Below are 24361 nucleotides of genomic sequence, written 5' to 3' on the forward strand. Positions count from 1 at the left end.
TCGTGTTGCTTTAAGGAGTTCGACGATGAAGGAGCTGCCCATGTCCCGAGAGGATCTGGCCGCGCGGTGGCCGGGATACGTGCCACCGCCGTCCCTGGAGGAGTACGCGAAGAAGTACGAAGACTCCTTCGTCATGCGACGGCGTGACGGCATCCTCGAGTTGCGGATGCACACCGACGGCGGCACTTACGTCCACAACTGGGCCGCCCACAACGCGTGGAACCGGGTGTGGCAGGACGTCGGGAACGATCCGGACAACGAGGTGCTCATCCTGACCGGCACCGGCGACCGGTGGTTCAGCGGCGCGCCGCGCGACGTGTGGCAGAAGCCGCTGTACGAGGAGGACCCCGACTACATCTACCAGCAGTTCTACGACGGCACCAAGCTGATCGAGAACTTCGTGACGGCGCTGGAGATCCCCACCATCGCCGCCATCAACGGGCCCGGCGTCCACACGGAGTTCGCCCTGCTGTGCGACATCACCCTCGCGACGGAGGACGCGGACCTCATGGATCCGCACTTCCTCGCCGGTACGGCCCCGGGTGACGGGCTGGGGCTGGCCCTGCAGGCGTTGATGGGGACGAAACGCGCCGCCCACCACATCTACACAGGACAGTCGATCCCGGCGCGGAAGGCGCTCGAGTTCGGGCTCGTCAACGAGGTCGTGCCGCACGACTCGCTCCTGGCGAGGGCCTGGGAGCTGGCCGAGATGATCATGGAGCGACCGCGCTACGCCCGGCGCATGACCCACTCGATCCTCTCGCGACCGTGGAAGAAGCTCGTCAGCGAGGACCTGGGCTTCCACGTCTCGCACCAGGGCCTGAGCATGCTGGGCGGCAAGAAACAGGGGATGGCCGCGAAAACCGTCGAAGAGGGCAACCAACGCAAGGCCTGGTGAGGTCCCATGGTACGCACGGTCGTACGCAACGGCCGCGTCTTCGACGGCACCGGCTCGGCCCCGGCGGAAGCCGACGTGACGTTCGAGGACGGCAGGATCGTCGAAGTCGGCAGTGGGCTCGACGGGGATGTCGCGATCGACGCGGCCGGCACGTCGGTCATCCCCGGCATGTTCGACTGCCACGTGCACGTCACGGTGAGCGGGACGGGCGTGTTCAGCACGGCGGCTCGTCCGTTCTCCTACCAGTTCTACGAAGCCGCCCGGAACCTGTCCGGCACGCTCGACTGCGGGATCACGACCGTGCGCGACGCGTGCGGTGCGGACCTGGGCATGGTGCGGGCCATCGAGAACGGGCTGATCGACGGCCCGCGGATGCAGATCTCCATCACCGCGTTGTCCCAGACCGGCGGTCACTGCGACAGCTGGCTGCCGTCGGGTCTCCACCTGACCCCGTTGCTGCCCCACCCGGGCCGGCCGGATGGTGTCGTCGACGGACCGGACGCGGTGCGCCAGAGGGCGCGCGAAATCATCCGGGCCGGCGCGGACGTGCTCAAGATCTGCACGACCGGCGGGGTCATGTCCCACACGGACAGTCCGGAGCACTCGCAGTTCCAGGACGACGAGATCGCCGTGGTCGTGGCCGAGGCCGAAGCCGTGGGGCTCCCGGTGATGGCACACGCACACGGGGCCAAGGGCATCAAGGCGGCAGTGCGCGCCGGGGTGCGGTCCATCGAACACGGGATCTTCCTCGACGAGGAGGCCATCGACCTGATGGTCGAACGCGGAACGTGGCTGGTGCCGACGCTGGCCGCGCCGCGCGCGATCGTGAGTGCCGGGGCGTCGGGCGCCGGTGTGTCGGCGAGCACCCTGGAGTACGCGGAGGAGATAGTCGAGATCCACCGGGACGCGATGACGCGTGCGGTGGATGCGGGTGTCAAGATCGCGATGGGGACCGACAGCGGCGTCTTCCCGCACGGAGCCAATCTGAGCGAGCTGGCGCTGATGGTGGAGGGAGGGCTCAGTCCGGCCGGCGCGCTCGTGGCCGCCACCTCGTCGGCCGCGGCACTGCTGGGCGTGGATGCCGAACTCGGCACCCTCGCCCCCGGCAAACGGGCCGACCTCGTCCTCGTCGACGGGGACGCGCTGGAATTCGCGGGGCTGAAGCAGCGGGTTCGAGCGGTGTTCAAGGACGGCTTCAAGGTCCGCTGAGGCCGCTCCCTCAGGGACCGATCCGCCGGGGCAGGTGGGCGGCGAGGTACTTGATCAGCTCGCTGACGCGGCGAGGCACGTGCACGTCGTCGGACAGGAGCGCGTAGATGTCGGCCGGCGGAGTCGGGACGCCGGGCAGCACCCGCACCAGCGCGCCGCTGTCGAGGTGGGACCGCACCTGCCACTCCGACCGCATGATCACCCCGCGGCCCTGGAGCGCCCAGTCGGTCACCACGTCGCCGTCGTTGCTCGACAGGCGCCCGCGCACCCGCACCTGACGCGGGTGGCGGGCGTCGCCGAAGCGCCACAGGTCGAAGTCGCCCTCGTTCTCGCGGAGCACGATGCAGTCGTGCTCCGCGAGGTCCTCGATCCGCTCCGGCATCCCGCGTTGCTCCACATAGGACGGTGCGGCGCACGGCACGCGGCGGTTCTTCGCCAGCCGCCGCATCCGCAGCGTCGAGTCCGGCGGGAGGCCCACGTGCACGGCCAGGTCGAACTCGTGCCGGTGCGGGCGCAGGGGGAGTGCCGACGTGCGCAGCTGGATGCCGACCTGCGGGTGCCGCGCGGTGAACTCGCCCAGCAGCGGGGCGATGTGCGCGCGGCCGAGGCCGAGCGTGGACTGGACCACAATGGACCCCCGCAGCTCGCCGGAGCCGTGGGTGATCAGGTCCTCCAGCTCCCGGAGCCGGTCGAGGATCGCCTCCAGGTGCGACGCGTAGAGCTCACCCTCCGAAGTCAGCACGAGACGCCGCGTGCCGCGGTGCACCAGGCGCACGTCCAGCCGCTGTTCCAGGGCTTTCAGTCGTTTGCTCACCGCGGGGAGCGACCAGCCGAGCTCCCGGGCGGCGGCGGTGAGCGTCTCGTTGGACGCGACCACGTGGAAGAAGTGCAGGTCGTCCATGGAGTTCGTCACGACGTCACCCCGGCGCTGAGGGTTTCCATGGGAGAAAGGATAGGTTGCCGCCGAGCGTCTTGCCGCGGTACCCGGCGCGGACCACAGTGGAGCGCGGAACAGCTCCGGCGTCGAAGGAGATGGTGGTGTCGCGCCGTTATCGTGTCGCGGTCATCCCGGGGGATGGCATCGGTCGTGAAGTGGTCCCGGAGGGGCTGCGGTGCCTGCGGGCCGCCGCCGATCTCCACGGGTTCGAGCTGGAGACGGCCGAGTTCGGCTTCGCCAGCGCCGAGTACTGGGTCCGCCACGGGGAGATGCTGCCGCCGGACTGGCGGGACGTGCTCGGCGGGTTCGACGCGATCTTCTTCGGCGCGGTCGGCTGGCCCGAGGTGGTGCCCGACCACGTTTCGCTGTGGGGCAGCCTGCTGCGGTTCCGGCGCGGCTTCGACCAGTACGTCAACCTGCGGCCGGTCCGGCTGCTGCGCGGGGTGCGCAGCCCGCTGCGCGACCGCGAGCCCGGCGACATCGACTTCCTCGTCGTCCGCGAGAACACCGAGGGCGAGTACTCCAGCGTCGGCGGCCGGATCTTCGACGGCACCGACCGCGAGACCGTGCTGCAGGAGACCGTGATGACCCGGACCGGCGTGGACCGGGTGCTGCGGTACGCGTTCGAACTCGCCGCCGCCCGGCCGCGCAGGCACCTGACGTGGGCGACCAAGAGCAACGGCATCTCCATCTCCATGCCGTACTGGGACGAGCGCGCCGAAGCGATGGCGCGGCAGTACCCGCAGGTGGCCGCGGACAAGGACCACATCGACATCCTCACCGCCAAGTTCGTGCTGCGGCCGGACTCCTACGACGTGGTCGTCGCGAGCAACCTGTTCGGCGACATCCTGTCCGACCTCGGCCCCGCGTGCGCCGGGACGATCGGGATCGCGCCGAGCGCCAACATCAACCCGGACCGCACGTGGCCGAGCCTGTTCGAGCCCGTGCACGGGTCGGCACCGGACATCGCCGGGCGCGGCATCGCCAACCCGGTCGGGCAGATCTGGAGCGGCGCCATGATGCTGGAGCACCTGGGGGAGACCACGGCGGCGGCGGGGATCGTGGCCGCGATCGAGAGCGTGCTCGACGAGCAGCCGGGCGTGCTCACCCCGGACCTCGGCGGTGCCGGGACGACCGAGGGCCTCGGCAAGGCCATCGCCACGGCGATCGGGGCGGCGTCATGACCACCCCCGTGCCCGACCCGGTGGGGCTCGAAGTCCGGTGGGACCGGCTGGCCGCCGCGACCGACGAGGCGGCGTCGACCATGCTGCGCACCGCGTTCTCCACCATCATCCGCGAGTCGAACGACTACACCGTCGTCCTGATGGACCGCCAGGGCCGCACGATGGCCGAGTCCCGTGCGGGCATCCCGGGTTTCGCCGCGCTCATGAGCTCGCTGACCGCCGTGATCCTGGAGCGGTTCCCGCACGAGGAGTGGCAGGACGGCGACTGCGTCATCACCAACGACCCGTGGATCGCCACCGGCCACCTGCCCGACATCGCCATGATCACCCCGGTCTTCCACCGCGGTGCGCTCGTCGCTTTCGCCGGTACCGCGGCGCATTCGCCCGACATCGGCGGCAGCCCGTCGATGGGGGCCACGGACCTGATGTCCGAGGGCCTGCTGATCCCGCCCCTGCGGCTCTACCGCGCGGGCCGGCTCGAACAGGGGGTCAAGGACCTGCTGCTGGCCAACGTCCGCCTCGCCGACGACCTGTGGGGCGACCTGGAGGCGCAGGCCGCCGCGCACGCCGTGTGCGGTCGCCGGGCACGGGAGTTCCTCGACGACTTCGGCGAGCCGGACTTCGCGGAGTTCGCGGCGCAGGTGCACGCGATGACCGACGCGGCGATGCGCGCGGCGATCCGCGAGCTGCCGGACGGGGTGTACCGGGCGGGCCTGGACGCCGACGGTGTCGAAGGCCATCCGACGCGCATCGAATGCGCCGTCACCGTGCGCGGCGACCGGATCGAGATCGACTACACGGGAACTTCGGGCCAGGTGCCGTTCTCCACGAACTCCACGCTGAACTACACCCGCGCGTACTCGATGTACCCGCTGAAGATCCTGCTGGACCCGGCGACGCGCACGAACTGGGGCTCCTACCGGGCCATCAGCGTGACGGCCCCCGAAGGCAGCATCGTCAACCCGCGGTTCCCCGCCCCCGTCGTCGCGCGCCACCTGACCGGGCACCTGCTCTCCTGCGCGATCTACCAGGCGCTCGCGCCGGTACTACCCGACCGGGTCATCGCCGACAGCGGGGGAGCGCCCGCGTTGCGGGTCCGCTTCGCCGGGGTCGACGACGCCGGGCGCCCGTTCGCCCAGATGCTCTTCGCCAACGGCGGTATGGGCGCGTCGAAGGAGAAGGACGGCCTGTCGGCCACGGCCTTCCCGACCAACTCCGGCAGCGGCAGCGTCGAGGCGATGGAGGTCGCTTCGCCGCTCCGGTTCGCACGCAAGGAACTCCGGGCCGGTTCCGGCGGCCGCGGGCGGCGCCGCGGCGGGCTCGGGCAGGAGATCGAGGTGCACAACCCGACGAGCCGCCCGGTGCAGCTGGTGCTGCTCGGCGACCGCGAACGGCACCCCGCGCTCGGGCTCGCCGGCGGCGAACCCGGCGCCACCGCGCAGGTGGTGCTCGACAACGGCAAGCGCGTGCCGCTGAAGTCGATCTCGCAGCTCGCGCCCGGTGCTTCCGTCGTGATCTCCTTCCCCGGCGGCGGGGGCTACGGCGCACCGGAGGACCGCGAGCCGGAACTCGTGCTGGCCGACGAGATCGGTGGGTACGTCCGATGAAACGCACCGTCCGCATCGGAGTGGACGTGGGCGGCACATTCACCGACCTGCTGCTGCACGACCCGGCTCGCGGCCTCACCTGGCCCGGCAAGCTGCCCACCACCCCGGATGCCCCCAACGAGGCGATCACCGCCGGGATCACGCGGCTGCTGGCCGAAACCGGGACGCCCGCCGGGGCCGTCGCCGCGGTCGTGCACGGCACGACGCTGGTGACCAACACCCTGCTCGAACGCACCGGCGCGGTCGTGGGCCTGCTCACCACGAGCGGGTTCCGCGACACCCTGGAGATGGCCAGGGAGATCAGGTTCGACACCACCGATCTCCTGGCCCGTCCCGCCGAACCGCTCGTGCCCCGGCACCTGTGCCGCGGGGTGGGCGGCCGCATCGGCTCCGACGGCACCGAGCTGGAGCCGCTGGACGAGGCGGGGGTGCTGGCGGAGGTGGCGGACCTGCTGGAGCGGGGCGTCGAGGCGGTGGCGGTGGCGTTCCTGCACTCCTACCGCGACGGCCGCCACGAACGGCGCGTGCGGGAGCTGCTGGCGCGGGCCCACCCCGGGCTGCCGGTCACGCTGTCCAGCGCGGTCGCCCCCGTGCTCGGCGAGTACGAGCGCGCGAGCACCGCGTGCCTCAACGCCTACGTGCAGCCGTTGATGTCGCGGTACCTCGACGCGCTGCGGGACGACCTGCTGGCGATGGGGATCGACGCGCCGCTGCACATCGTGTTGTCCGGCGGCGGGATCACGACCGTGGAGGACGCGAAGGAGTTCCCCGTCCGCCTGCTCGAATCCGGTCCGGCGGCGGGCGCGATCGCCGCCGCGGCGGTCGCGAGGCGGCTCGGCGAGCCGGACGTCCTCTCGTTCGACATGGGCGGCACGACGGCGAAGATCGCGGTCGTCAACGGTGGGGAACCCCGTCGCAAGCACGATTTCGAAGCGGGCCGCGTCGACAAGTTCAAACCGGGCTCGGGGCTGCCGGTCCGGCTGACGGTCGTGGACATGATCGAGATCGGCTCGGGCGGCGGTTCGATCGCCGCGCCCGATCCGCTGGGCCTGCTCAAGGTCGGCCCGCGGAGCGCCGGTTCCGTGCCGGGGCCCGTCGCCTACGGCCGCGGCGGGGAACGGCCCACGGTGACGGACGCGGACCTCGTCCTCGGCTACCTCGACCCCGCCGCGTTCCTCGGCGGCGAGATGCGGCTGCGGACGGCGGAGGTGCACAAGGCGGTGGACCGGGACGTGGCGGAGCCGCTCGGGCTCGACCGGGTCGGTGCCGCGTCGGGGATCGTCGAGGTCGCGACCGCCAGCATGGCCGCCGCCGCCCGGATGCACCTGTCCGAGCAGGGCCGGGACCCCGCCGCCTTCGCGCTCGTGGCGTTCGGCGGGGCCGGGCCCGTGCACGCCTACGGCCTGGCGAAGCAGCTGAAGATCCGGCGGATCGTCGTGCCGAGGCGGGCCGGGGTCATGTCGGCCTACGGCTTCCTCGTCGCCGCGCCGACGGTGGACCAGGCACGCAGCCTGCCCTCGGCACTGTCCGAAGTGGACCACGCGAGGGTCGCGGTCGCGTACGAGGAGATGACCACGCAGGCCCTCGCGGTGCTGCGGCCCGAGAAGCCGGAGGAGGTGCGGTTCCGCCGCTCGGCCGACCTGCGCTACCTGGGGCAGGGGTCCGAGATCGAGGTCGCACTACCGGACGGGGACCTGGACCTCGACCACCTGCACGCCGCCTTCGAGCAGGCGTACCGCGCGACGTTCGGGCGTTCGCTCGGCGGCCCCGCGGAGGTCGTCAACTGGCGGCTTTCGGCCCAGCTGCCGGGGCACGACGTCTCCCTGGCGTGCGAACCGCTCGACGGCGATCCGCGGCGGGGCACGCGTGAGGTGTGGATCCCCGGGCACGGCTGGCTGCGGGCCACAGTCTGGGACCGGTACCGGCTGCGACCGGGCACGGAGATCACCGGGCCCGCGGTCTTCGAGGAGCGCGAGTCCTCGTGCTGCTTCGGGCCCGAGTGCCGGATCCGTGTCGACGACGACCTGACGCTCCTGGTCGAGTTCGAACCTGCCATGGCATAGCTAATTGCAATCTATGAGTCTTTTGCTATAGCGTAAGCGCCACCCTCGGCGGTGGCGGGAGGAAAGGTTGCGCCAATGACGACAGCGACCGTTCAGCGCGTCCGCACGGGGCGGATCACGTTCTTCGTGGCTCTCGCGGTGTTCGCCCAGGAGTCGACCTGGAACCTCTACGAGTCCCAGGTCCCGCCGCTGCTGCGGCAGCACCTCACCAGCGCCGCGCTCATCGGCCTGCTGATGGGCATGGACAACCTGCTCGGCATCTTCGTGCAGCCGTGGATGGGCAACCGGTCGGACAACACCCGGACGTCGTGGGGCCGCCGGATGCCCTACCTCGTCGTGGGGATGCCGGTGGCGGCGCTGCTGTTCCTCGTCATCCCGCACGTGGCGGCGTCGCTGCCGCTGCTGGTGGCGGTGATGTTCGCGTACGCGCTGATCGCGAACTCGTTCAAGCCGATCGCCGAGGCGCTGCTGCCGGACTTCATCGCGCCCGAGCGGCGGAGCCGGGCCAACGCGGCGGTCAAGATCGCCTCCAGCGTCACGGCGATCGTGGCGGCGCTGATCAGCATCCTCCTGATCGACGACCACCCCGGGCTGTCGTTCGCCATCCCGTCGATCCTGATGGTGGTGTCCGTGCTCGTGCTCGCGCTGAAGGTGCGGGACAGCCGGTCCCCGGCCTACCAGGCGGCGCTGGCCGAGGACCGCGAGCAGCACGCCGAGCAGCGGGCGCGCGTCCGCGTGCGGGACATCGTGCCCGAGATCATCAAGGACAAGGACCGCAGCAGGTTGCTGCTCATCCTGTCCATCCTGTTCTTCGGCGGCGCGTGGGCCGCGTCGCGGTCGCTCATCACGCCGTACGGCATGGAGGCGCTGGGCATGTCCGCGGGGGAGGCGGGCGGGCTGACGCTGCCCAGTGGCGTGGCCTTCATCCTCGCCGCCTACCCCGTCGCGATGCTCGCGGAACGCTTCGGCCGGCTCCGCGTGATGATGATCGGGATGGCGGCGTTCGCGGCGGCCATGGTCCTGGGCACGGTGATCCAGACCCCCACCGGTGCCATGATCGCGCTGTGCCTCGCGGCCGCCTCCGCGTCCGCGTTCCTGGTCAACGCCGTCGTCGTGCTGTGGAACCTCGCCCCGTCGGACCGCGTCGTCGGGACCTACACCGGGCTCTACACCGTCGGCTGGGCGAGCGGCGGGTTCCTCGGGCCCGCGCTGGTCGGCGCGATGGTCGACGTGACCGGCTGGCCGCTGATGCTGCTGGACGTCGCGATCGTCGCACTCGTGGCGGTGCTCGGCGTCGCCAGGGTCAGTGCGTTGCAGCGCCGGTCCTCCACCGGCCGGGCGCTCTGAGAGAGAGGAAGACGTGCCCCGCGTTCTCATCACCACCGACTACCTCCGCCCCGGCGACGAGGTCGACCGGCTGCTGCGACGGGCAGGGCTGGAGACCGTCCACGTGCCTCCGACGGGCCGCGACCCCGAACAGCTCGTGGCGGCGCTGGACGGGATCGACGCCGCACTGGTGGGCCACGATCCCTTCACGGCCGACGTGCTCGCCCGCGCGCCCCGGCTGCGCGTCATCGTGCGCACCGGCGTCGGGTACGACTCGATCGACACCGTCGCCGCGGCGAGGCTGGGCATCAGCGTGAGCAACCTGCCCGGGGTCAACGCCAACGCCGTCGCCGAGTACACGATGGGCCTGCTGCTGGCGGGGGCGCGGCGGCTGGTGCAGTCCGCGCAGGGCGTGGCGAACGGGACCTGGCCACGCGAGGACGGGCACGAACTGCGGGGCGCGACGCTCGGCCTCGTCGGCTACGGCGCGGCGGCGCGTGCCGTGGTACCGCTGGCACGGGCCTTCGGGATGCAGGTGGTCTGTACCACGTCCGTACCGCCGGAGCTGCGGGACGGTGCCGAGGTGCGGTTCGTGGACCTGCCGGAACTGCTGGCCGTTTCCGACTACGTCTCCGTCCACACGTCCCTCACGGACCGGACGAGGGGCCTGCTGGACGAAAGCGCTTTCAAGCAGATGAAGCCCACCGCACTGCTCGTCAACACCGCACGCGGGGCCATCGTCGACGAGGACGCGCTCGTCGCCGCGGTGCGGTCGGGCGAGATCGCGGGCGCCGCGCTCGACGTCGCACGCGAGGAGCCGTTGCCGCCCGGTAGCCCGCTCCGCGGTGTGGACGGCATCGTCGTCTACTCGCACCTGGCGGGCCAGACCGCCGAAGCCCGTGCCGCGGCGGGACTCCAGGGCGCGGAGGAACTGCTGGCAGCACTCGCGGGCCGCGCCCGGTTCGCGGTGAACGCCGACCTGATCGCCGAGGGAAAGAAATGAGGACCATGGACAACGAACCGGTGGAGTCCGTCCGCGTGCTGACGCCGAGCGGCATGCTGGGCGCGGGCTGGGACCACGCGACGGTCGAGCGCGGGATCGCGCTGGGCGCCGACGTGATCAGCATCGACGGCGGGTCCACGGACTCCGGCCCCCACTACCTCGGGTCGGCGTCCCCGAAGACGACCGCCAAGGCGGTGAAGCGCGACCTGCGCAGTGCGCTGACGGCGGCCGCGGGCGCGGGCATCCCCGTGATCGTGGGGTCCTGCGGCACGAGCGGCACCGACAGCGGCGTCGACTGGGTCGCGGGCATCGTCGCCGAGGTGATGGCGGAGGAGGGGCTGGACCTCAAGGTGGCGCGGATCTACAGCGAGCAGAACTCGGCCGTGCTGAAGGAATACCTGGACGCGGGCCGCGTGCACCCGTTGCCGCCGTTGGGGGAGCTGCGGGCGGAGACGCTGGAAAGCTGCACCCACATCGTCGGCGCGATGGGGCACGAGCCGATCGTCGAGGCACTCCGCGCGGGTGCGCAGGTCGTGCTGGCGGGCCGCGCCACCGACACCGCGCTGGCCGCCGCGTACCCGCTGATGAAGGGGATGCCGCCGGGGCCAACGTGGCACGCCGCGAAGATCGTCGAGTGCGGTGGGCAGTGCACCACCAACCCGCGTGCGGGCGGGGTGCTGGCGACCATCGACGCCGATGGGTTCACCATCGAGCCGCTGGACCCGGACGTGTCCTGCACGCCGACCACGGTGGCCGCGCACATGCTGTACGAGACGGTGAACCCGTTCGAGATGCGGGAACCCGACGGCACCCTGGACGTCCGCGACGCGCGCTACACCGCGGTCGACGACCGGATCGTGCGGGTCGAGGGCTCGAAGTTCCACGTCGCCGACCAGTACACGATCAAGCTGGAAGGCGCGCGGATCACCGGCTACGAGACGATGTCGTTCTCCGCGATCAGGGACCCGCTCATCCTCGCCGACCTCGACGCGTGGGCGGAGCTGATGCACACGATCCTCCGGCAGCGCGTGAACCAGACGCTCGGGCTGGCCGACGATGAGTACGCCTTCGACCTCCGCCTCTACGGGTACAACGCGGTGCTGGACGAGCTGGAACCCGAAAGCGGGCCGCCGCGCGAGGTCGGCGTGATGCTGCTCGTGAACGCGCCCGACCAGGCGACCGCGACGGCCGTCGCGAAGGTCGCCAACCCGCTGATGCTGCACCTGCCCGCGCCCGGGATGGACTATCTGCCGAGCCTGGCGTTCGCGTCGTCACCCGCCGAGGTCGAGCGCGGCGCGGCCTACGAGTTCGTGCTGAACCACGTCGTGGACTGCGACAACCCCACCGAACTGTTCCGGATCGAGATGGAGACCACCGGTGCCTGAGACCACCCTCGCGGACCTCGCCCACGAGGTCCGTTCGAAAAATGCCGGGCCGTTCTGGGTCACGATGGAGGTGTTCCTGCGTGACGAGGAGGGGTACCGGATCGCGGCGGACGAGTCCTTTTTGAACGAACGCGTGGTCGCGGACCTCTACCGCGTCGACGCGGATTCGGTGCAGCTGTTCCGGATCCCGTCGCTCAACGTCGTGAAGATCTCCTTCCCGCGCCCGGTGAGCCAGGGTTCGCTGCGGGACCGCGACATGCACGCGGGCCAGCACCACGTGCCCCTCGCGCGCCTGTCCGTGCCCGGCCGAGCCGGGGGAGAAGCCTCGTGATCCGCGTCGCCGACCTGCCCGCCACCCACCCCGGCCGGCGGCTGCTGACCAAGCGTTCGCCGTTCTTCGTGGCGCCGCGGGATCCGCGGTGCAGCTACAGCGTCTACGTGCCGACGAGCTGGACCCCGGACAGCGAGCTGCCCGTGCTGGTGGCCGTGCACGGCACGGGCCGCAGCGTGGGGGAGCTGCGTGAGGGGTTCATCCCGTTCGCGGAAGAGCACGGCGTCATCGTCGTGGTCCCGCTGTTCCCGGTCGGCCTCAACGGCCCCGACGACGTGGACAACTACAAGACGATCGACTCCGGCGGCGTCCGGTTCGACCTGGTGGTGCTGGACATCCTGGAGGAGGTCCGGCACCGGTGGCACGCGCGGACCGACCGCGTGCTGCTGTGCGGGCACTCCGGGGGCGGCCAGTTCGCGAACCGCTTCCTCTACCTCCACCCGGACCGGGTCATCGCCGTCGCCGTGGGCGCGCCGGGCAGCGTCACCGTCCTCGACGAGGCCCTCGACTGGCCAGAGGGCATCGCCGACACCGAGCGGCGGTTCGGGATTCCCGTCGATCCCGCCGCGGTTGCGCGGATCCCGGTCCTGCTGGTCGTCGGCGCCGAGGACGACGGCAGGGCCGACCTGGCCGCGATGGGCCGGGCCGGCCGCAGCCGCCCGGAGGAGCTCTCCCGCCTGCGTGAAAGCCTTGCGCAGCACGGATCCCCGGTCCGCATGGTCGTGGTGCCCGGCGTCGGGCACAGCGCGCCGGGCACACGCGCGCCGGTGGTGGAGTTTCTCACCACTCAGCTGGCGGAAGCGGGTGTTGCTCCCAGCGTGGATCAGGAAAGCCTGGTGTCGGCCTCGGAGATGCCGAACGCGTAACGGGGGGCCTGACGGCCGTGACGCGCCGCCTGCCGAGACCCGGCGCTGGCCAGCGCGCGATCCTCACCGCCGCTTCGCGACCGCCTCCCATGGGCTGGTCCAGTTCTCCACGCCATGCCCCGCGCTGATCGCCCTGCCGTACAAGGACTTCACCGCCTCGGGCAGCGCCGCGTCCACCCCGAGGTCACGGGACGTCCCCACGATGTGCGCCGCCGTCGCGCCCATCATCGTCGCCGTGCTGAGGTAGCCGGGGTAGCGTGACCTCCTTGCGAACGGCGCGAGCCGCGCCGGGTCGGTGCCCCCGGCGTCCAGCAGGGCGAACGCCTGCAGGTACGCGCAAAGCGCGGTGAGGAAAATCGTCAACTGCGCCCGGTAGAACAGCTGCGCCAGCGCGTGGTCGCGCCCAGGTACTCCGGCCTGCCGAGGTGCCGCAGCACCGCTCGTGGACCTCGAAAGCCTCCCTCGGTCCACTGTAGAACACCCCGCACTCGGCGAGCCACGCGGCGGCCTCCCGTGTCCGCGCCGGGGTGTCCGAACTCAGGTTGACGACGACACGTCCGGCCAGCGCATCACGGGCGTCGCGGAGGACGTCGTACATCGCCTGTTAGTCGATGAGGCAACCGCGACGCGGCGCGGATCGCGGGCTGCGAGAACTGCCGCCGCGAGTTCCTGGGCGCCTGTGCGAAGGCGGGCTTCGTCCCGTCCATCGCCTGCACCGGCGACGACCCCATCGTGCAGCAGGCGCTCGTCGCGGCCGGCATGGGCGTGACCACGATGGCGGGGCTCGCCCTGCGCACCCACCGCACGCCGGGGATCGAAGCCAGCGAGGTGGGGGAGTTCCGGCGGCACGTCTACCTGGCCGCCCACGGCGAGCCGCCGGACCCGCCCGCGACCACGGCGTTCGTCACCGCGTTGCTCGGCGCCGTGGCGGAAATCCGGCCCGACGGACTCACCGGCCGCCCGCTGAGACGAACCCCGCCTCCTCGTGCTCCCGCACGGCGAACGAGGCACGCAGGCCCGCCGGCGACAGCAGCGCCGCGGGACTGGCGGGAACGGTGCCCGGTGTCTCGACGGCGATGGAGTAGCGCCGCGCCAGCCACGACGTGACGAGCGTCAGCTGCAGCATGCCCAGGTGGGTACCGAGGCACGTCCGAGGCCCGGCCCCGAAAGGGAAATACGCGTGGCGTGCGTGGGGCGCCTTTTCACCGAGCCAGCGCCCGGGATCGATCTTCTCCGGCTCGTCCCACCAGCGGGGATCGCGGTGGATGAGGTAGGGGCAGAACATGATCTGCCGTCCCGGCGCCAGCGTCCACGGACCGACCCGCACCTCCTCCCGCACCGTCCGCCCCATCAGCCAGGTCGGCGTGTACGCGCGGAGGATCTCCTTCACCAGCGCTTCCGTGTAAGGGAGTGTCGCCAGTTCCGGCGGGGTGTCCCGGCCGTCCCACGCGGTCGCCTCGTCCTGGACGCGGGCCTGGATGTCCGGGCGGAAGGACAGCTCGCGCACGATCCAGGCGAGCGTCGTGCCGGGCACGCCGTAGGAAGCCAGCAGCGTCACCCTGAGCACTTCCTCGATCTGGTGCTGGGTGAGTTCGGGATCGCGGGCGGCCAGCAGGACGTCGAGCAGATCGCGGGGCGGCTCGGGGGCGGGGAGGGCGCGGCGCCGGTCGACGATCCCGCCGATCGCGGCCATCGTCCTGCGGCGGGCGGCGGCGAAACGCCGGTTCCTCGCCGCGGGCATCCACCGGGGCAGCACGCGTGCCGCCGACATGATGGGGATCGCCGCCGCCACCTGGGCTTCGATGGTCTCGACCAGTGCGCTGCCCTCGCCGCCGAAGCAGTAGTCCGCCACCATGCACCCGGAAACGCGGGCCATCAGCGGCTGCACGTCGACCGTCCGCGCACCGGCCCGGCCGAGCTGCTCGTCGAGCATGCCGATCATGCGTTCGGCGTGCGCGGTGGCGACCCTGCGGTTGAAACCCCGCGATCCCTTGCGGCGCGCGGCCATCCACACCGCGGCGCGCTCCGCGGCCTCGTCGAGGTCGTCCCCTCCGGCGAACAGCGTCCCCTCGGCGAGGTACTCCGCGTTGGTCTTGCCGAGGATCTCGTGCACCGCCACCGGATCGCCGACTACCACCGTGTTCCCGTCGAAGGAACAGAAATCGCCGTACTCCTCTTGGCAGCGCCGGAGGAACCCGAGCCGGTCGGCTTCGTAGCGGGGGAGGTTGCCCCGCAGCCAGTGCCCCCGCGGTCCCGGTGGTAGGTGCTCGGTCAACGCCGCCTCCTGTCCGAAGTGGATATACGGCCCGCGGCACGGGCCGGCCCACCGCACGGCGCGCCGGCCCGCGCCGGTCGGTCAGTGGTACCAGACGTAGCGGCCCGCCATCCGGCCCATACCGAAGATCCGTTTGGTCGCACGGGAGATGATTTTGCTCATCCTGCCTCCAATCGGTCGTTTTCCAACAACAGCAGCGTGAAAGCCGTGTGGGCCCGGGACAAGTACCCGTCCCCCGATTGCCGGGCAGGTCTGACTGAACGGCTCGGTGATCGTGTATGAAAAGGCAGGCGCGCGACGCCGGTCAGCCGAAGACCCGCCGCTGGATCTCGCGGCGGTAGTCCTCCAGGGTGTTGTCGAGGTGGACCGCGGCGGCCTGTGCGGCCGCTTCCGGGTCACCGTCCCGGATCGCCTGGTAGATCGCGGCGTGCTCCTCGACCGCCTCGGCGGCGTGGCCGCCGACCGTGCCGTGGAGCCCGATGGTGCTGGACTGGTGCTGCAGCCGCCGCGCTTCCCGTACCGCGGCGAGCAGGAACTGGTTGTGGGACGCGGCCGCGATCCCGAGGTGGAACTCCTCGTCCCCGCGGTCGAACAGGGCCGCCTCGCCGGTGAGGTGTCCCTGGCGGCAGGTCTCCGCGGCCGCCTCGATCGCCCGCAGTTCGACGGGGGTGGCCCGCGTCGCCGCGAGGCGGCTGGCGGTCATCTCCTGCACCCGCCGGAACTCGAACAGCATGTAGATGTGGTCCAGGTCGGTCGGCAGGAAGAAGCCCGACCACCGCGCCGAGCCGAGCATCCCCTCGTCGTCGGCGACGTAGAGACCTCGCCCCTTCTGCGCGCGGACGCGGCCGAGCGCGGACAGGATCTTGATCGCCTCCCGCACCACGGTCCGCGACGCGCCCAGGCGGGTGGCCAGCTCGTTCTCGGTCGGCATGCGGTCACCGGCGCGCAGGTCGAGCTCCGCGATGAGCAGGAGGATCTGCTCGGCCACGAGTTCGTAGCCGGGCCGGTAGGGGGCCGCCTGCCGGTTCTCGTCAGGGCCGGGACCGGCCGGAGCGGGCACGCCGTCCACCCACTCGCCTCCTTCGTCGTCGGACATCCCGAGAAACATACATCCCCGATACCGACGGCACAATGTGTATGACTTATTTTTCTCACGCTCCTCTCTTGACGTGCCGATGCGCACCGGTTTTCATGGACACGCCAGCGCGACATCACGAATGTGTCGCATACATCCTGGGAAACCTTGTCCGATCAGTCAGACCTTCCGGTGCCACGACGAAGTGGAGTAGCTGATGACACCTGATGCCGACGCGACCCGCGGCAGGAGAACGCCCCGGCGGCGCGGGTGGTACGCGGGGGTGGTCCTCGCGGCCGCGGCCGTGCTCGCCGCGGTCACGGCCTGCGGGAACGGCGGGAGCGGGACCGGCGCACAGGGCGAGTTCCGGCCGGTGGACCAGAAGGGCGGGACGATCACGGTCTGGGTGGACTCGACCCGGTTGCCGGCCGCCCAGCTGTACCAGAAGGAACACCCGTCGGTGCAGATGGACATCGTCACCTACGACGGCGACGCCAACGGCTCGAACTACCTGCAGACCAAGGTCAGCCTGTTCAACCGCACCCGGAGCGGGTGGCCGGACGTGGTGTTCAGCTCGCAGAACAACGAGGTCTCGTGGGCGGTGCAGGCGGGGTTCACCGCGCCGCTGAACAAGGGGCTCGTGCCGGAGGCGACGCTGGCGAACTGGGCTCCCGGCTCGAACGATCCGTGCACTGTGGACGGTACGCTGTACTGCCTGCGCAACGACCTCGCCCAGACCGTGCTCTGGTACAACGCCCCGCTCATGCGGGAGTGGGGCTACCAGGTGCCGAAGACCTGGGAGGAGTACCAGGCGCTGGGGCAGCGGGTGGCCACCGAGCACCCCGGCTACCTCGTCGGCACGGCGGGTGACAGCTTCGCCCCGGAGATCTACCTGTGGTCCGCCAAGTGCGGCGCCAACGAGATCACCGGCCCGAAGGCGGTCAAGGTGAACACCACGAGCGCGAACTGCACGAGGATGGCGTCGCTGCTGGACACGCTGATCGCCGACCACACGATGGCCACCAGCAGCGTGTTCAGCTCCGACTTCGACAAGAACGCCGCCGACAAGGTCCTCATGATGCCGGGACCGTCGTGGTTCGGCGGCTCGGTGTTCCAGGAGTCGTTCAAGACGCCGCCGGGGCAGATCGCGGTGGCCCCGTTGCCCCAGTGGGCAGGCGACCCGGAACCGTCGGTGGGCAACGTCGGCGGCGGTACGTGGCTGCTGTCCGCGCACAGCGCGAACCTCAAGGACGCCACCGACTTCCTCACCTGGGTGACCACTTCGGACGCCTACCAGGGCCAGCTCGCGCCGGGCTACCCGGCCTACGCCCCGGCGGCGAAGACCTGGCTCGCGAAGCAGAACTCCGCCGGGTACTACGTGGGTGACATCGCGGAACCGCTCCAGACGGCGGCGAAGCAGGTGTGGCCGGGCTGGGGGTACGGGCAGTTCAGCCAGGAGGCGATCTGGGCCGCGACCGTCACGCCGGGGATGACCTCGGGCAGGTCGATCGTGTCCCTGCTACCCGACTGGCAGAACGCGATCGTCAACTACGCGCGGTCCAACGGGTACGAGGTCGGCCAGTGAGCACGGCCGCGGTGGCCCGCCCGGTCAGGACGTCCCGGCGGCGGACGCGATGGCCGGGCAGGGCCGGGCACCTCTTCGTCGCCGCGTACGTCGTCCTGCTGATCGCGTTCGGGGTCGTGCCCACGCTCTACGCGGTGTACTTCGCGTTCACCGACGCGGGCGACAACTTCGCCGGCTTCGCGAACTTCGCCGAGGCGGCGAGCGACTTCCGGTACCTTTCCGCGGTCGGGCACGTCGCGCTCTACCTGGTGTTCTGGCTGGCTTCGCTGGTGGTGTTCGTGGTCGGGCTGGCGTTGCTGCTGCACCGCCTGCGCTCGGGCGCGGCCAGCCGGACCTTGCGCTTCCTGTACTACATCCCGGGTGCGCTGGCGGGTTCCGCGAGCGTGCTGGTGTGGCTGTTCATGCTGGACCCGTCGGTGAGCCCGGTGAGCTTCCTGTTGCGGGCACTGGGTTTCGACGCGTTCGGCCAGGTCGTGGCGCCGGGGAACCTGCCGGTCCTGTTCACGCTGATCGCGTTCTGGACCGGCGCGGGCGGCTGGATCGTGGTGATGTACGGCGCGCTGAACAACATCTCGCCGGACCTGCTGGAGGCGGCGCGGATCGACGGCGCGGGGGTCTGGCAGACCGCGTGGCGCATCCAGATCCCCTTGCTGCGCAAGTGGATCGTCTACATGGTCATCCTCGCCTTCGCCGGCGGCACCCAGCTGTTCGTCGAACCGCAGCTGCTGTCGCAGGCGAGTGTGGGCGTCGCCGGGCACGACTACTCGCTCAACCAGCTCTCGTACGACTTCGCCTTCCAGAACAACAACGTGAACACGGCGGCGGCCATCTCGGTGGAGCTGCTGGTGATCGGGCTCGCCGTCGCCGGTGTGTTCGTCGCACGATCGGGGTTCTTCGATGCCGACTGACACCAGGGTGCCGACCCGGGCGGCGGAGGCGATGAGCGGCGGGCGCCCGGTGCCCGCGCGCCCGCGGAGGCACGGCGCGAGGGGACTGCCGAACCCGCTGTCGGCACTGGTGCTCGTGTTGTTCCTCGTCCTCTTCGTGCTGCCGGTGGTGTGGCTGCTGCTGGCCGCGACGAAGACCGACGACCAGCTCGTGCACGGCAGCCCGCTGTCGTTCGGTTCGTGGCGGGCGCTCGCCGACAACTGGCACGCGCTCACCTCGTTCCAGGACAACGCGATCTTCTCGTGGCTGGGCAACTCCGCGGTGTACTCGTCCGTCGCGCTCGTGATCACGTTGTGCGTGGCGGTCCCCGCGGGCTACGCACTGGCGATGATCGAGTTCCGCGGCCGGCGTACGCTGCTCGTCGCGACGCTCGTGGTGATGCTGATGCCCAACGCGACGCTGGTGGTGCCGCTGTTCCTGGAGGTGAACGCGGTGCACCTGATCGGCTCGATGTGGTCGGTCATCCTGCCCTACGCGTTCTACCCGTTCGGCGTGTACCTGACCTACATCTACTTCACCACCTCGCTGCCGCGGGACCTCATCGCCGCGGCGAAGCTCGACGGCTGCTCGCAGTTGGGCGTGTTCCGGCACATCGCGCTGCCGCTGGCCGCCCCGGTCGTGGCACTGGTCGGCTTCTTCAGCTTCGTGGCCAACTGGACCAACTACTTTCTGCCCTACGTCCTGCTGCCCGAGAGCGACCAGTTCCCCGTGCAGGTGGGGCTCGGCACCCTGCTGAACGCGGTGCCGCAGTTCAACCCCACCGTCGGCACCGCCGCCGTGCAACGGCCGGAGCTCGCGCTCGCCACGCTCGTGGCGATCACCCCTGTCCTCCTCGTCTTCCTCTTCTCCCAGCGCTTCCTGGTCGCCGGCATGCTCGCCGGCGCGACCAAGGAGTGACCTCGCCGCGCCACCGTCCCGGAACGGAGAACTCCCCTGATGCTTCCCGCCCTCACGGCCTCGGTCCCGCTGCTCGAACCGCCGGGCTGGGCGATCGCGCAGCGCGAGCTGTTCGACCTGCTCGACCACGCCTGGCGCCGGTTCGGGCGAGACTTCACCGAGCCCGACGGGCGCCTGCGGTACGGCGGCCGGCTGAGCACGCGGGACGGCGTGGACGACTTCTACGAGACGTTCTTCAACTGGCCGCAGCTCTACCTGCTCGGCGGCGCCGACGACCTGCTCGCCGAGTCGGAGCGGCACTGGGAGGGCGTCACCCGGCAGCTGACCGGGCTGGGCATGCTGCACGAGGAGTACGAACGCGGCTACGACTGGTTCCACCAGGGCGAAAGCCTGCTGCTGCTGTACTTCCTGTGCATGGCGGCGCCGGAGCGGTGGCGGGAGCGGGCCGTGCGGTTCGCCGAACTCTACGTCGATCCCGCCCGCGGCAACTACGACCCCGCGCACCGCATCATCCGGCGTCCCCACAACGGCAGCGACCCTTCGCGTGAAGGGCTTTTCGACGGGGACGCCTATCCGTGGCTGCCGCAGGAAGCGAGGATGTACGGCTATCCGCTGGAGTGGCTGACGAGCAGGGAGCACCCGCCGGGCCCGGATCCGCGGCTGGGCGAGGAGATGCGGCGCCGGATGGGGGTGGGCGACACCGCCGTCAACCTGGCCACGTCCGGGCTCGTGCTCAACGCGTTCCTGCTGACCGGCGACGGGCGTTACCGCGACTGGCTCGCCGAGTACGTGGGAGCGTGGCGGGAGCGCGCCCGCGCCAACAATGGCATCGTCCCCGACAACGTCGCCCCGGACGGCACCGTGGGCGGGCTGCTCGACGGCCGCTGGTACGGCGGGCACTACGGCTGGTCCTGGCCGCACGGCTGGTACAGCGTGGGGCACGCGGCCGTGGTGGCCGCGCTGGCGGCGGCACTGGTCACGGGCGACGACTCGTTCACCGACCTGGTGCGCCCGGCGCTGGACGAGATCATCGGCCACGGCAAGGTCATGGCGTTCACCGAGGCGGATTCCAGCCTCCAGTCGAAGTGGACGGTGCAGCTGCGCGAAGACGTGCACACGCCGACGCTGCACGTCCCCTTCCGGTACGACGACCGGGGCTGGTTCGACTACAACCCGATGCTGATGGGCGTGCCCGCGGCGTTGTGGCACCACACCGCGTCCCCGGAGGACCGGGAGCGCATCGAACGCCTCCGCGCCGCGAGCGGGCACGACTGGCGCACGGTGCGGCCCTTCCGCAGCAAGGAGGAGGCGGGGCACGAGGAGCCGTGGTTCGCCTACCTCGCGGGCGACAACCCGGGTTACCCCGAGCGGATCCTGGCGGCCGCGCAGGCGCAGGTGCGGCACCGGCTGGCGCGGATGGAGCGGTACCGCGGCCGCGACGTCCCCGAGGCGGACATCCACCTGTGGCAGCAGTCGAACCCGGTGGTCACCGAGGCACTGGTCCAGCTCACCTGGGGCGCCCCGCAGGTCGTGTACAACGGGGGACTGCAACAGGCCCGCGTGCGCTACTACGACGCGACCGCGCGCCGTCCCGGCCTGCCTCCCTCGGTCGCGGCGCTGGTGTCCGGGATCGAGCCCGAGGCGACCGTGGTCGACCTGGTCAACCTCGACCCGGAGGCCGCGCGCCCGGTGATCGTGCAGGCGGGGGCGTTCGCCGAGCACCACATCGAGACCGTGGAGCACACCGTGTGCGAGGACCCGTCGTGGGTCGGCGATCTCTACGACTACGGTCACAGCGAGCCGGTCGTGACCTCCGCGCCGGTCCACGTCGGCGGCCCCTGGCTGCGCGTGGACCTGCCGCCGTCCACCCGCGTCCGGTTGACGTTGCGGCTCGCGCTGCGGGCGCGCACCCCCTCCTACGCGACGCCGTTCGACCGGTCCGGAGGTGCCGCGTGAAGCGCCGTCCACTCGGCGGGACCGGGCTGGAGGTCTCGGAGCTCGGTTTCGGCGCCTCTCCGCTGGGACGGTTGCCGCGGGGCGGTGAACGACGGGGCATCGAGGCCGTCCACACCGCGCTCGAACTCGGCATCACGTTCTTCGACGTATCCCCGTACTACGGCGAGACGGTTGCGGAAACGGTACTGGGCAAGGCTTTGCGCGGCGTCGACCGCTCGGCCTACGTGCTGGCGACCAAGGTCGGCCGGTACAGCGACACGGAGTTCGACTTCAGCGCGGAGCGGGTGACCCGCAGCGTGCGGGAGAGCCTCGACCGGCTGGGCACCGACCACCTCGACCTGGTCCAGTGCCACGACGTCGAGTTCGGCGACCTCGACCAGGTGGTGCGCGAAACGATCCCGGCCCTGCGCGCGCTGCAGGAGGACGGCGTGATCGGCGCGGTCGGCGTGACGGGGTACCCCCTGCCCGCGCTCGCGTATGTCGTCGAACGCGCCCCGGTCGACACGATCATCTCCTACTGCCACTACACCCTGCAGAACCGGCGGCTGGCCGCGTGGCGGGACCGGTTCGCGCGCCGGGGCACGGCCGTGATCAACGCGTCACCGCTGGCGATGGGCGCGCTGACCAATCGCGGAGCGCCGTCCTGGCATCCGGCGCCGGCGGAAATCCTGAAGTGTTGCGCGGAGGCGGGTGCGTTGTGCGGGGCGCGCGGCGAGGAGCTGGCCCGTGTCGCGCTGCAGTTCGCGGTGAGCACCGGGGATTTCCCCACCACGCTCGTCGGCGCCGCCGACCCGGAGGAAGTGCGGCGGAACGTCCGTTGGCTTTCCGAGCCGCGTGACGAGGAACTGCTGCGGGAGGTCGAGGCGTGCCTGGAGCCCGTGCGGGACGTTTCGTGGCCCAACGGGCGCCCGGAAAACCAGAACCCCGGGGGAGAGCCGTGAGTGGTCCGGACCTCATCGACACCCACGTGCACTTCTGGGATCCACGGCGGTTGCGTTACCCGTGGCTGGACGAAGTGCCGCAGCTCAACCGGCCTTTTCTGCCGGAAGACTTTCCGGGGCGTGGAGCCGACGTCGTCTTCGTCGAAGCGGGAAGGAGCCGGGGCGACGCCGACGCCGAGATCGGGTGGCTCCGGCGGGAAGCGGAGCGGCACCCGTGGATCCGCGGCGTCGTCGCCCACGCCGAACTCGGAGATCCCGTTGCCACACAACGGTTTCTCGCGGAGTACGCCGACGATCCGTTCGTGCTCGGCGTGCGGCGCAACGTGCAGGACGAGGGCCCCGGCTTCCTCGGCGGACGCGAGTTCCGGACCGGCGTGAGCCTGCTGGGACAGGCGGGATTGCCGTTCGACGCGTGCGTCCGCGCGCACCAGTTGCCGGAGCTGACCGACCTGGCCGCCGCCTGCCCGGAGACGACCCTCGTCCTGGACCACCTCGGAAAACCGTCTCCCGGCGGCCCGGAGTACGGCCGCTGGCGCGAGGACCTGTACCGGCTCGCGCGGCACGGCAACGTGCTCTGCAAGCTGTCGGGCCTGGCGACGGAGACGAGACCGGGCACGACCCGCGCCGTCCTGCGCGACACGCTGCGCGAGGCGCTGGACGTGTTCGGGCCGGAGCGGTGCCTGTACGGCAGCGACTGGCCCGTGCTGACCCTGGCCACCGACCACGACGCCTGGCTCGACCTCGTCCGCGAGGCGCTCGCCGGGTTTCCGGCCGACGCCGTCCTGCACGGCAACGCGGCGCGGACGTACCACGCACGAAAGGACCCGCAATGAGTTCCCACGTCGCCTACTCCGGCGCCCGGACACTCGTCGTCGAAACAGCCGACGCCGTGCCACCGCCGCCGGGGCAGGTGCGGATCGCGGTGGCCTACACCGGGATCTGCGGCACCGATCTGCACATCTTCCACGGCGACATGGACGGCAGGGTCCGCCCGCCGGGCGTGCTCGGGCACGAGATGTCCGGGCGGATCGCGGAAATCGGCAGCGGGGTCGAAGGCTGGCAGGTCGGTGATCCGGTCACGGTGATGCCCCTGCGGTGGTGCGGCGAGTGCCCGGCGTGCCGGGCCGGGCACACGTCGATCTGCCACCGGCTGGTGTTCCTGGGCATCGACGCGCCCGGCTCGATGCAGACCAGCTGGACGGTGCCGGCGGACACCCTGGTGCGGCTGCCCGCGGACCTCCCGCTCGACCACGCCGCGCTGGTCGAACCCACCGCCGTCGCGGTGCACGACGTGCGGCGGGCGGAACTGCGGCCCGGCGAACGGGCGCTCGTCGTGGGCGGAGGGCCGATCGGGCTGCTCATCGCGGTCGTCGCACGGCGGTCCGGAGCGGAGGTCCTGCTGGCCGAGCCGGACCGCTACCGCAGGTCGATCGGGGAGGGGCTGGGCCTGACCGCGCTCGATCCCCGCGACGACGGCTTCACCGCGACGGTGGACGAGTGGACGGACGGCGCCGGGGCGGCGGTGGCCTTCGAGGTCTCCGGTGCGGCGGCCGGGGTGTCGACCGCGGTCGCCGCGCTGGCGACGCGGGGCAGGCTGGTCCAGGTGGCGATCCACCCTGCGCCCCGCGAGGTGGACCTGCACCGGTTCTTCTGGCGTGAGCTGACGTTGCTCGGCGCGCGCCTGTACGACCGCGAGGACTTCACCGCGGCGGTCGACCTCCTCACCGAGGGCGTGATCCCGGCCGCGACCCTGATCTCGCGGGTGGAACCGTTCGGCCGGGCCACGGAAGCCTTCGTGGCGTTGGAAAGTGGTGCGAACGTGGTCAAGGTCCTGATCGACTGCCAGTCCGGTGGGGCGGGGGAGGCACGGTGACC

Annotated in this window: 21 protein-coding genes and 1 pseudogene; 18 read left to right on the plus strand and 4 right to left on the minus strand. The window is 71.2% G+C overall.

Going from position 1 to position 24361, the window contains the following annotated elements; translation table 11 throughout:
* The first annotated feature begins 40 nt into the window (after positions 1 to 40).
* On the plus strand, positions 41 to 898 hold the full coding sequence (locus ABFX51_RS21065; protein ID WP_218153499.1) for an enoyl-CoA hydratase/isomerase family protein: 858 nt from the start codon (positions 41 to 43) through the stop codon (positions 896 to 898).
* Between the two features lie 6 nt (positions 899 to 904).
* Positions 905 to 2107 (plus strand): metal-dependent hydrolase family protein, encoded by a 1203-nt coding sequence (locus ABFX51_RS21070; RefSeq protein WP_346054674.1) that lies wholly within the window; start codon positions 905 to 907, stop codon positions 2105 to 2107.
* Between the two features lie 10 nt (positions 2108 to 2117).
* On the opposite strand, the gene ABFX51_RS21075 is transcribed toward ABFX51_RS21070, so the two are convergent.
* Positions 2118 to 3020, minus strand: a complete 903-nt coding sequence (locus tag ABFX51_RS21075) for a LysR family transcriptional regulator (RefSeq protein ID WP_245783138.1) — start codon at positions 3018 to 3020, stop codon at positions 2118 to 2120.
* Positions 3021 to 3145: 125 nt separating this feature from the next.
* On the opposite strand from ABFX51_RS21075, the gene ABFX51_RS21080 reads away from it, so the two are divergent.
* The 8 genes from ABFX51_RS21080 (at position 3146) to ABFX51_RS21115 (ending at position 12809) form a co-directional block, all read left to right on the plus strand.
* Entirely contained in the window at positions 3146 to 4228 is a 1083-nt protein-coding gene (locus ABFX51_RS21080) for a tartrate dehydrogenase (protein WP_428832490.1), read from the plus strand.
* Positions 4225 to 5835 carry a hydantoinase B/oxoprolinase family protein gene (locus ABFX51_RS21085; protein WP_346054677.1) on the plus strand — a complete coding sequence of 537 codons (1611 nt, stop codon included), beginning with the start codon at positions 4225 to 4227 and terminating at the stop codon, positions 5833 to 5835. Before ABFX51_RS21080 ends, ABFX51_RS21085 begins: the two co-directional genes overlap by 4 nt.
* Positions 5832 to 7898: a hydantoinase/oxoprolinase family protein gene (locus tag ABFX51_RS21090; protein ID WP_346054678.1), complete on the plus strand. Its 2067-nt coding sequence runs from the start codon at positions 5832 to 5834 to the stop codon at positions 7896 to 7898. Before ABFX51_RS21085 ends, ABFX51_RS21090 begins: the two co-directional genes overlap by 4 nt.
* Before the next feature lie 75 nt (positions 7899 to 7973).
* Complete coding sequence (locus ABFX51_RS21095; protein ID WP_346054679.1) at positions 7974 to 9245, plus strand: MFS transporter; 1272 nt, start codon at positions 7974 to 7976, stop codon at positions 9243 to 9245.
* Between the two features lie 13 nt (positions 9246 to 9258).
* Complete coding sequence (locus ABFX51_RS21100) at positions 9259 to 10227, plus strand: phosphoglycerate dehydrogenase (protein ID WP_346054680.1); 969 nt, start codon at positions 9259 to 9261, stop codon at positions 10225 to 10227.
* A gap of 5 nt (positions 10228 to 10232) precedes the next feature.
* On the plus strand, positions 10233 to 11612 hold the full coding sequence (locus ABFX51_RS21105; protein ID WP_346054681.1) for an acyclic terpene utilization AtuA family protein: 1380 nt from the start codon (positions 10233 to 10235) through the stop codon (positions 11610 to 11612).
* Entirely contained in the window at positions 11605 to 11943 is a 339-nt protein-coding gene (locus ABFX51_RS21110; protein WP_346054682.1) for a DUF4387 domain-containing protein, read from the plus strand. The genes ABFX51_RS21105 and ABFX51_RS21110 overlap by 8 nt, the downstream gene beginning before the upstream one ends.
* Entirely contained in the window at positions 11940 to 12809 is an 870-nt protein-coding gene (locus tag ABFX51_RS21115; RefSeq protein WP_346054683.1) for an alpha/beta hydrolase, read from the plus strand. Before ABFX51_RS21110 ends, ABFX51_RS21115 begins: the two co-directional genes overlap by 4 nt.
* A gap of 63 nt (positions 12810 to 12872) precedes the next feature.
* Here ABFX51_RS21115 and ABFX51_RS21120 read toward each other — a convergent pair whose 3' ends face one another.
* Positions 12873 to 13172, minus strand: coding sequence for an imine reductase family protein (locus tag ABFX51_RS21120; RefSeq protein ID WP_177228772.1), 300 nt, complete (start codon positions 13170 to 13172; stop codon positions 12873 to 12875).
* A gap of 273 nt (positions 13173 to 13445) precedes the next feature.
* Between ABFX51_RS21120 and ABFX51_RS39650 the strand changes: the two are divergent.
* A pseudogene (locus ABFX51_RS39650) lies at positions 13446 to 13718 on the plus strand (LysR family transcriptional regulator substrate-binding protein); the annotation flags it as partial.
* 40 nt (positions 13719 to 13758) lie between these two features.
* Here ABFX51_RS39650 and ABFX51_RS21125 read toward each other — a convergent pair.
* Both ABFX51_RS21125 and ABFX51_RS21130 read right to left on the minus strand, forming a co-directional pair.
* Positions 13759 to 15084, minus strand: a complete 1326-nt coding sequence (locus ABFX51_RS21125) for a cytochrome P450 (RefSeq protein ID WP_346054684.1) — start codon at positions 15082 to 15084, stop codon at positions 13759 to 13761.
* A gap of 304 nt (positions 15085 to 15388) precedes the next feature.
* Positions 15389 to 16180 carry a FadR/GntR family transcriptional regulator gene (locus ABFX51_RS21130; RefSeq protein ID WP_346054685.1) on the minus strand — a complete coding sequence of 264 codons (792 nt, stop codon included), beginning with the start codon at positions 16178 to 16180 and terminating at the stop codon, positions 15389 to 15391.
* Positions 16181 to 16376: 196 nt separating this feature from the next.
* On the opposite strand from ABFX51_RS21130, the gene ABFX51_RS21135 reads away from it, so the two are divergent.
* Genes ABFX51_RS21135 through ABFX51_RS21165 form a run of 7 tightly spaced genes read left to right on the plus strand, consistent with a single transcriptional unit; the run spans position 16377 to position 24359 of the window.
* On the plus strand, positions 16377 to 17744 hold the full coding sequence (locus ABFX51_RS21135) for an ABC transporter substrate-binding protein (protein ID WP_346054687.1): 1368 nt from the start codon (positions 16377 to 16379) through the stop codon (positions 17742 to 17744).
* Positions 17741 to 18652: a carbohydrate ABC transporter permease gene (locus ABFX51_RS21140; RefSeq protein WP_346054688.1), complete on the plus strand. Its 912-nt coding sequence runs from the start codon at positions 17741 to 17743 to the stop codon at positions 18650 to 18652. Before ABFX51_RS21135 ends, ABFX51_RS21140 begins: the two co-directional genes overlap by 4 nt.
* On the plus strand, positions 18642 to 19589 hold the full coding sequence (locus ABFX51_RS21145) for a carbohydrate ABC transporter permease (RefSeq protein ID WP_346054689.1): 948 nt from the start codon (positions 18642 to 18644) through the stop codon (positions 19587 to 19589). Before ABFX51_RS21140 ends, ABFX51_RS21145 begins: the two co-directional genes overlap by 11 nt.
* 39 nt (positions 19590 to 19628) lie before the next feature.
* Complete coding sequence (locus ABFX51_RS21150) at positions 19629 to 21545, plus strand: DUF8034 domain-containing protein (protein ID WP_346054690.1); 1917 nt, start codon at positions 19629 to 19631, stop codon at positions 21543 to 21545.
* Positions 21542 to 22486: an aldo/keto reductase gene (locus ABFX51_RS21155; RefSeq protein ID WP_091509464.1), complete on the plus strand. Its 945-nt coding sequence runs from the start codon at positions 21542 to 21544 to the stop codon at positions 22484 to 22486. Before ABFX51_RS21150 ends, ABFX51_RS21155 begins: the two co-directional genes overlap by 4 nt.
* The gene (locus ABFX51_RS21160) at positions 22483 to 23319 is read left to right on the plus strand and encodes an amidohydrolase family protein (RefSeq protein ID WP_177228770.1); all 837 of its coding nucleotides are present in this window, start codon (positions 22483 to 22485) and stop codon (positions 23317 to 23319) included. The genes ABFX51_RS21155 and ABFX51_RS21160 overlap by 4 nt, the downstream gene beginning before the upstream one ends.
* A complete protein-coding gene (locus ABFX51_RS21165) occupies positions 23316 to 24359 on the plus strand; it encodes a zinc-dependent alcohol dehydrogenase (protein WP_346054691.1) in 1044 nt (347 codons plus the stop codon). The genes ABFX51_RS21160 and ABFX51_RS21165 overlap by 4 nt, the downstream gene beginning before the upstream one ends.
* Positions 24360 to 24361 lie beyond the last annotated feature (2 nt).

It is taken from the genome of Amycolatopsis dongchuanensis (genome assembly GCF_039542405.1).
In the GTDB taxonomy this organism is placed as follows: Bacteria; Actinomycetota; Actinomycetes; order Mycobacteriales; family Pseudonocardiaceae; genus Amycolatopsis_E; species Amycolatopsis_E sacchari.

Excerpts from the sequence above, each read along its gene's own strand:
- ABFX51_RS21065 (WP_218153499.1), top strand. The coding sequence starts at position 41 with ATGTCCCGAGAGGATCTGGCCGCGCGGTGGCCGGGATACGTGCCACCG.
- ABFX51_RS21070 (WP_346054674.1), top strand. The coding sequence starts at position 905 with ATGGTACGCACGGTCGTACGCAACGGCCGCGTCTTCGACGGCACCGGC.
- ABFX51_RS21130 (WP_346054685.1), bottom strand. The coding sequence starts at position 16,180 with ATGTCCGACGACGAAGGAGGCGAGTGGGTGGACGGCGTGCCCGCTCCG.
- ABFX51_RS21085 (WP_346054677.1), top strand. The coding sequence starts at position 4,225 with ATGACCACCCCCGTGCCCGACCCGGTGGGGCTCGAAGTCCGGTGGGAC.
- ABFX51_RS21150 (WP_346054690.1), top strand. The coding sequence starts at position 19,629 with ATGCTTCCCGCCCTCACGGCCTCGGTCCCGCTGCTCGAACCGCCGGGC.
- ABFX51_RS21135 (WP_346054687.1), top strand. The coding sequence starts at position 16,377 with ATGACACCTGATGCCGACGCGACCCGCGGCAGGAGAACGCCCCGGCGG.
- ABFX51_RS21165 (WP_346054691.1), top strand. The coding sequence starts at position 23,316 with ATGAGTTCCCACGTCGCCTACTCCGGCGCCCGGACACTCGTCGTCGAA.
- ABFX51_RS21145 (WP_346054689.1), top strand. The coding sequence starts at position 18,642 with ATGCCGACTGACACCAGGGTGCCGACCCGGGCGGCGGAGGCGATGAGC.
- ABFX51_RS21095 (WP_346054679.1), top strand. The coding sequence starts at position 7,974 with ATGACGACAGCGACCGTTCAGCGCGTCCGCACGGGGCGGATCACGTTC.
- ABFX51_RS21105 (WP_346054681.1), top strand. The coding sequence starts at position 10,233 with ATGGACAACGAACCGGTGGAGTCCGTCCGCGTGCTGACGCCGAGCGGC.
- ABFX51_RS21090 (WP_346054678.1), top strand. The coding sequence starts at position 5,832 with ATGAAACGCACCGTCCGCATCGGAGTGGACGTGGGCGGCACATTCACC.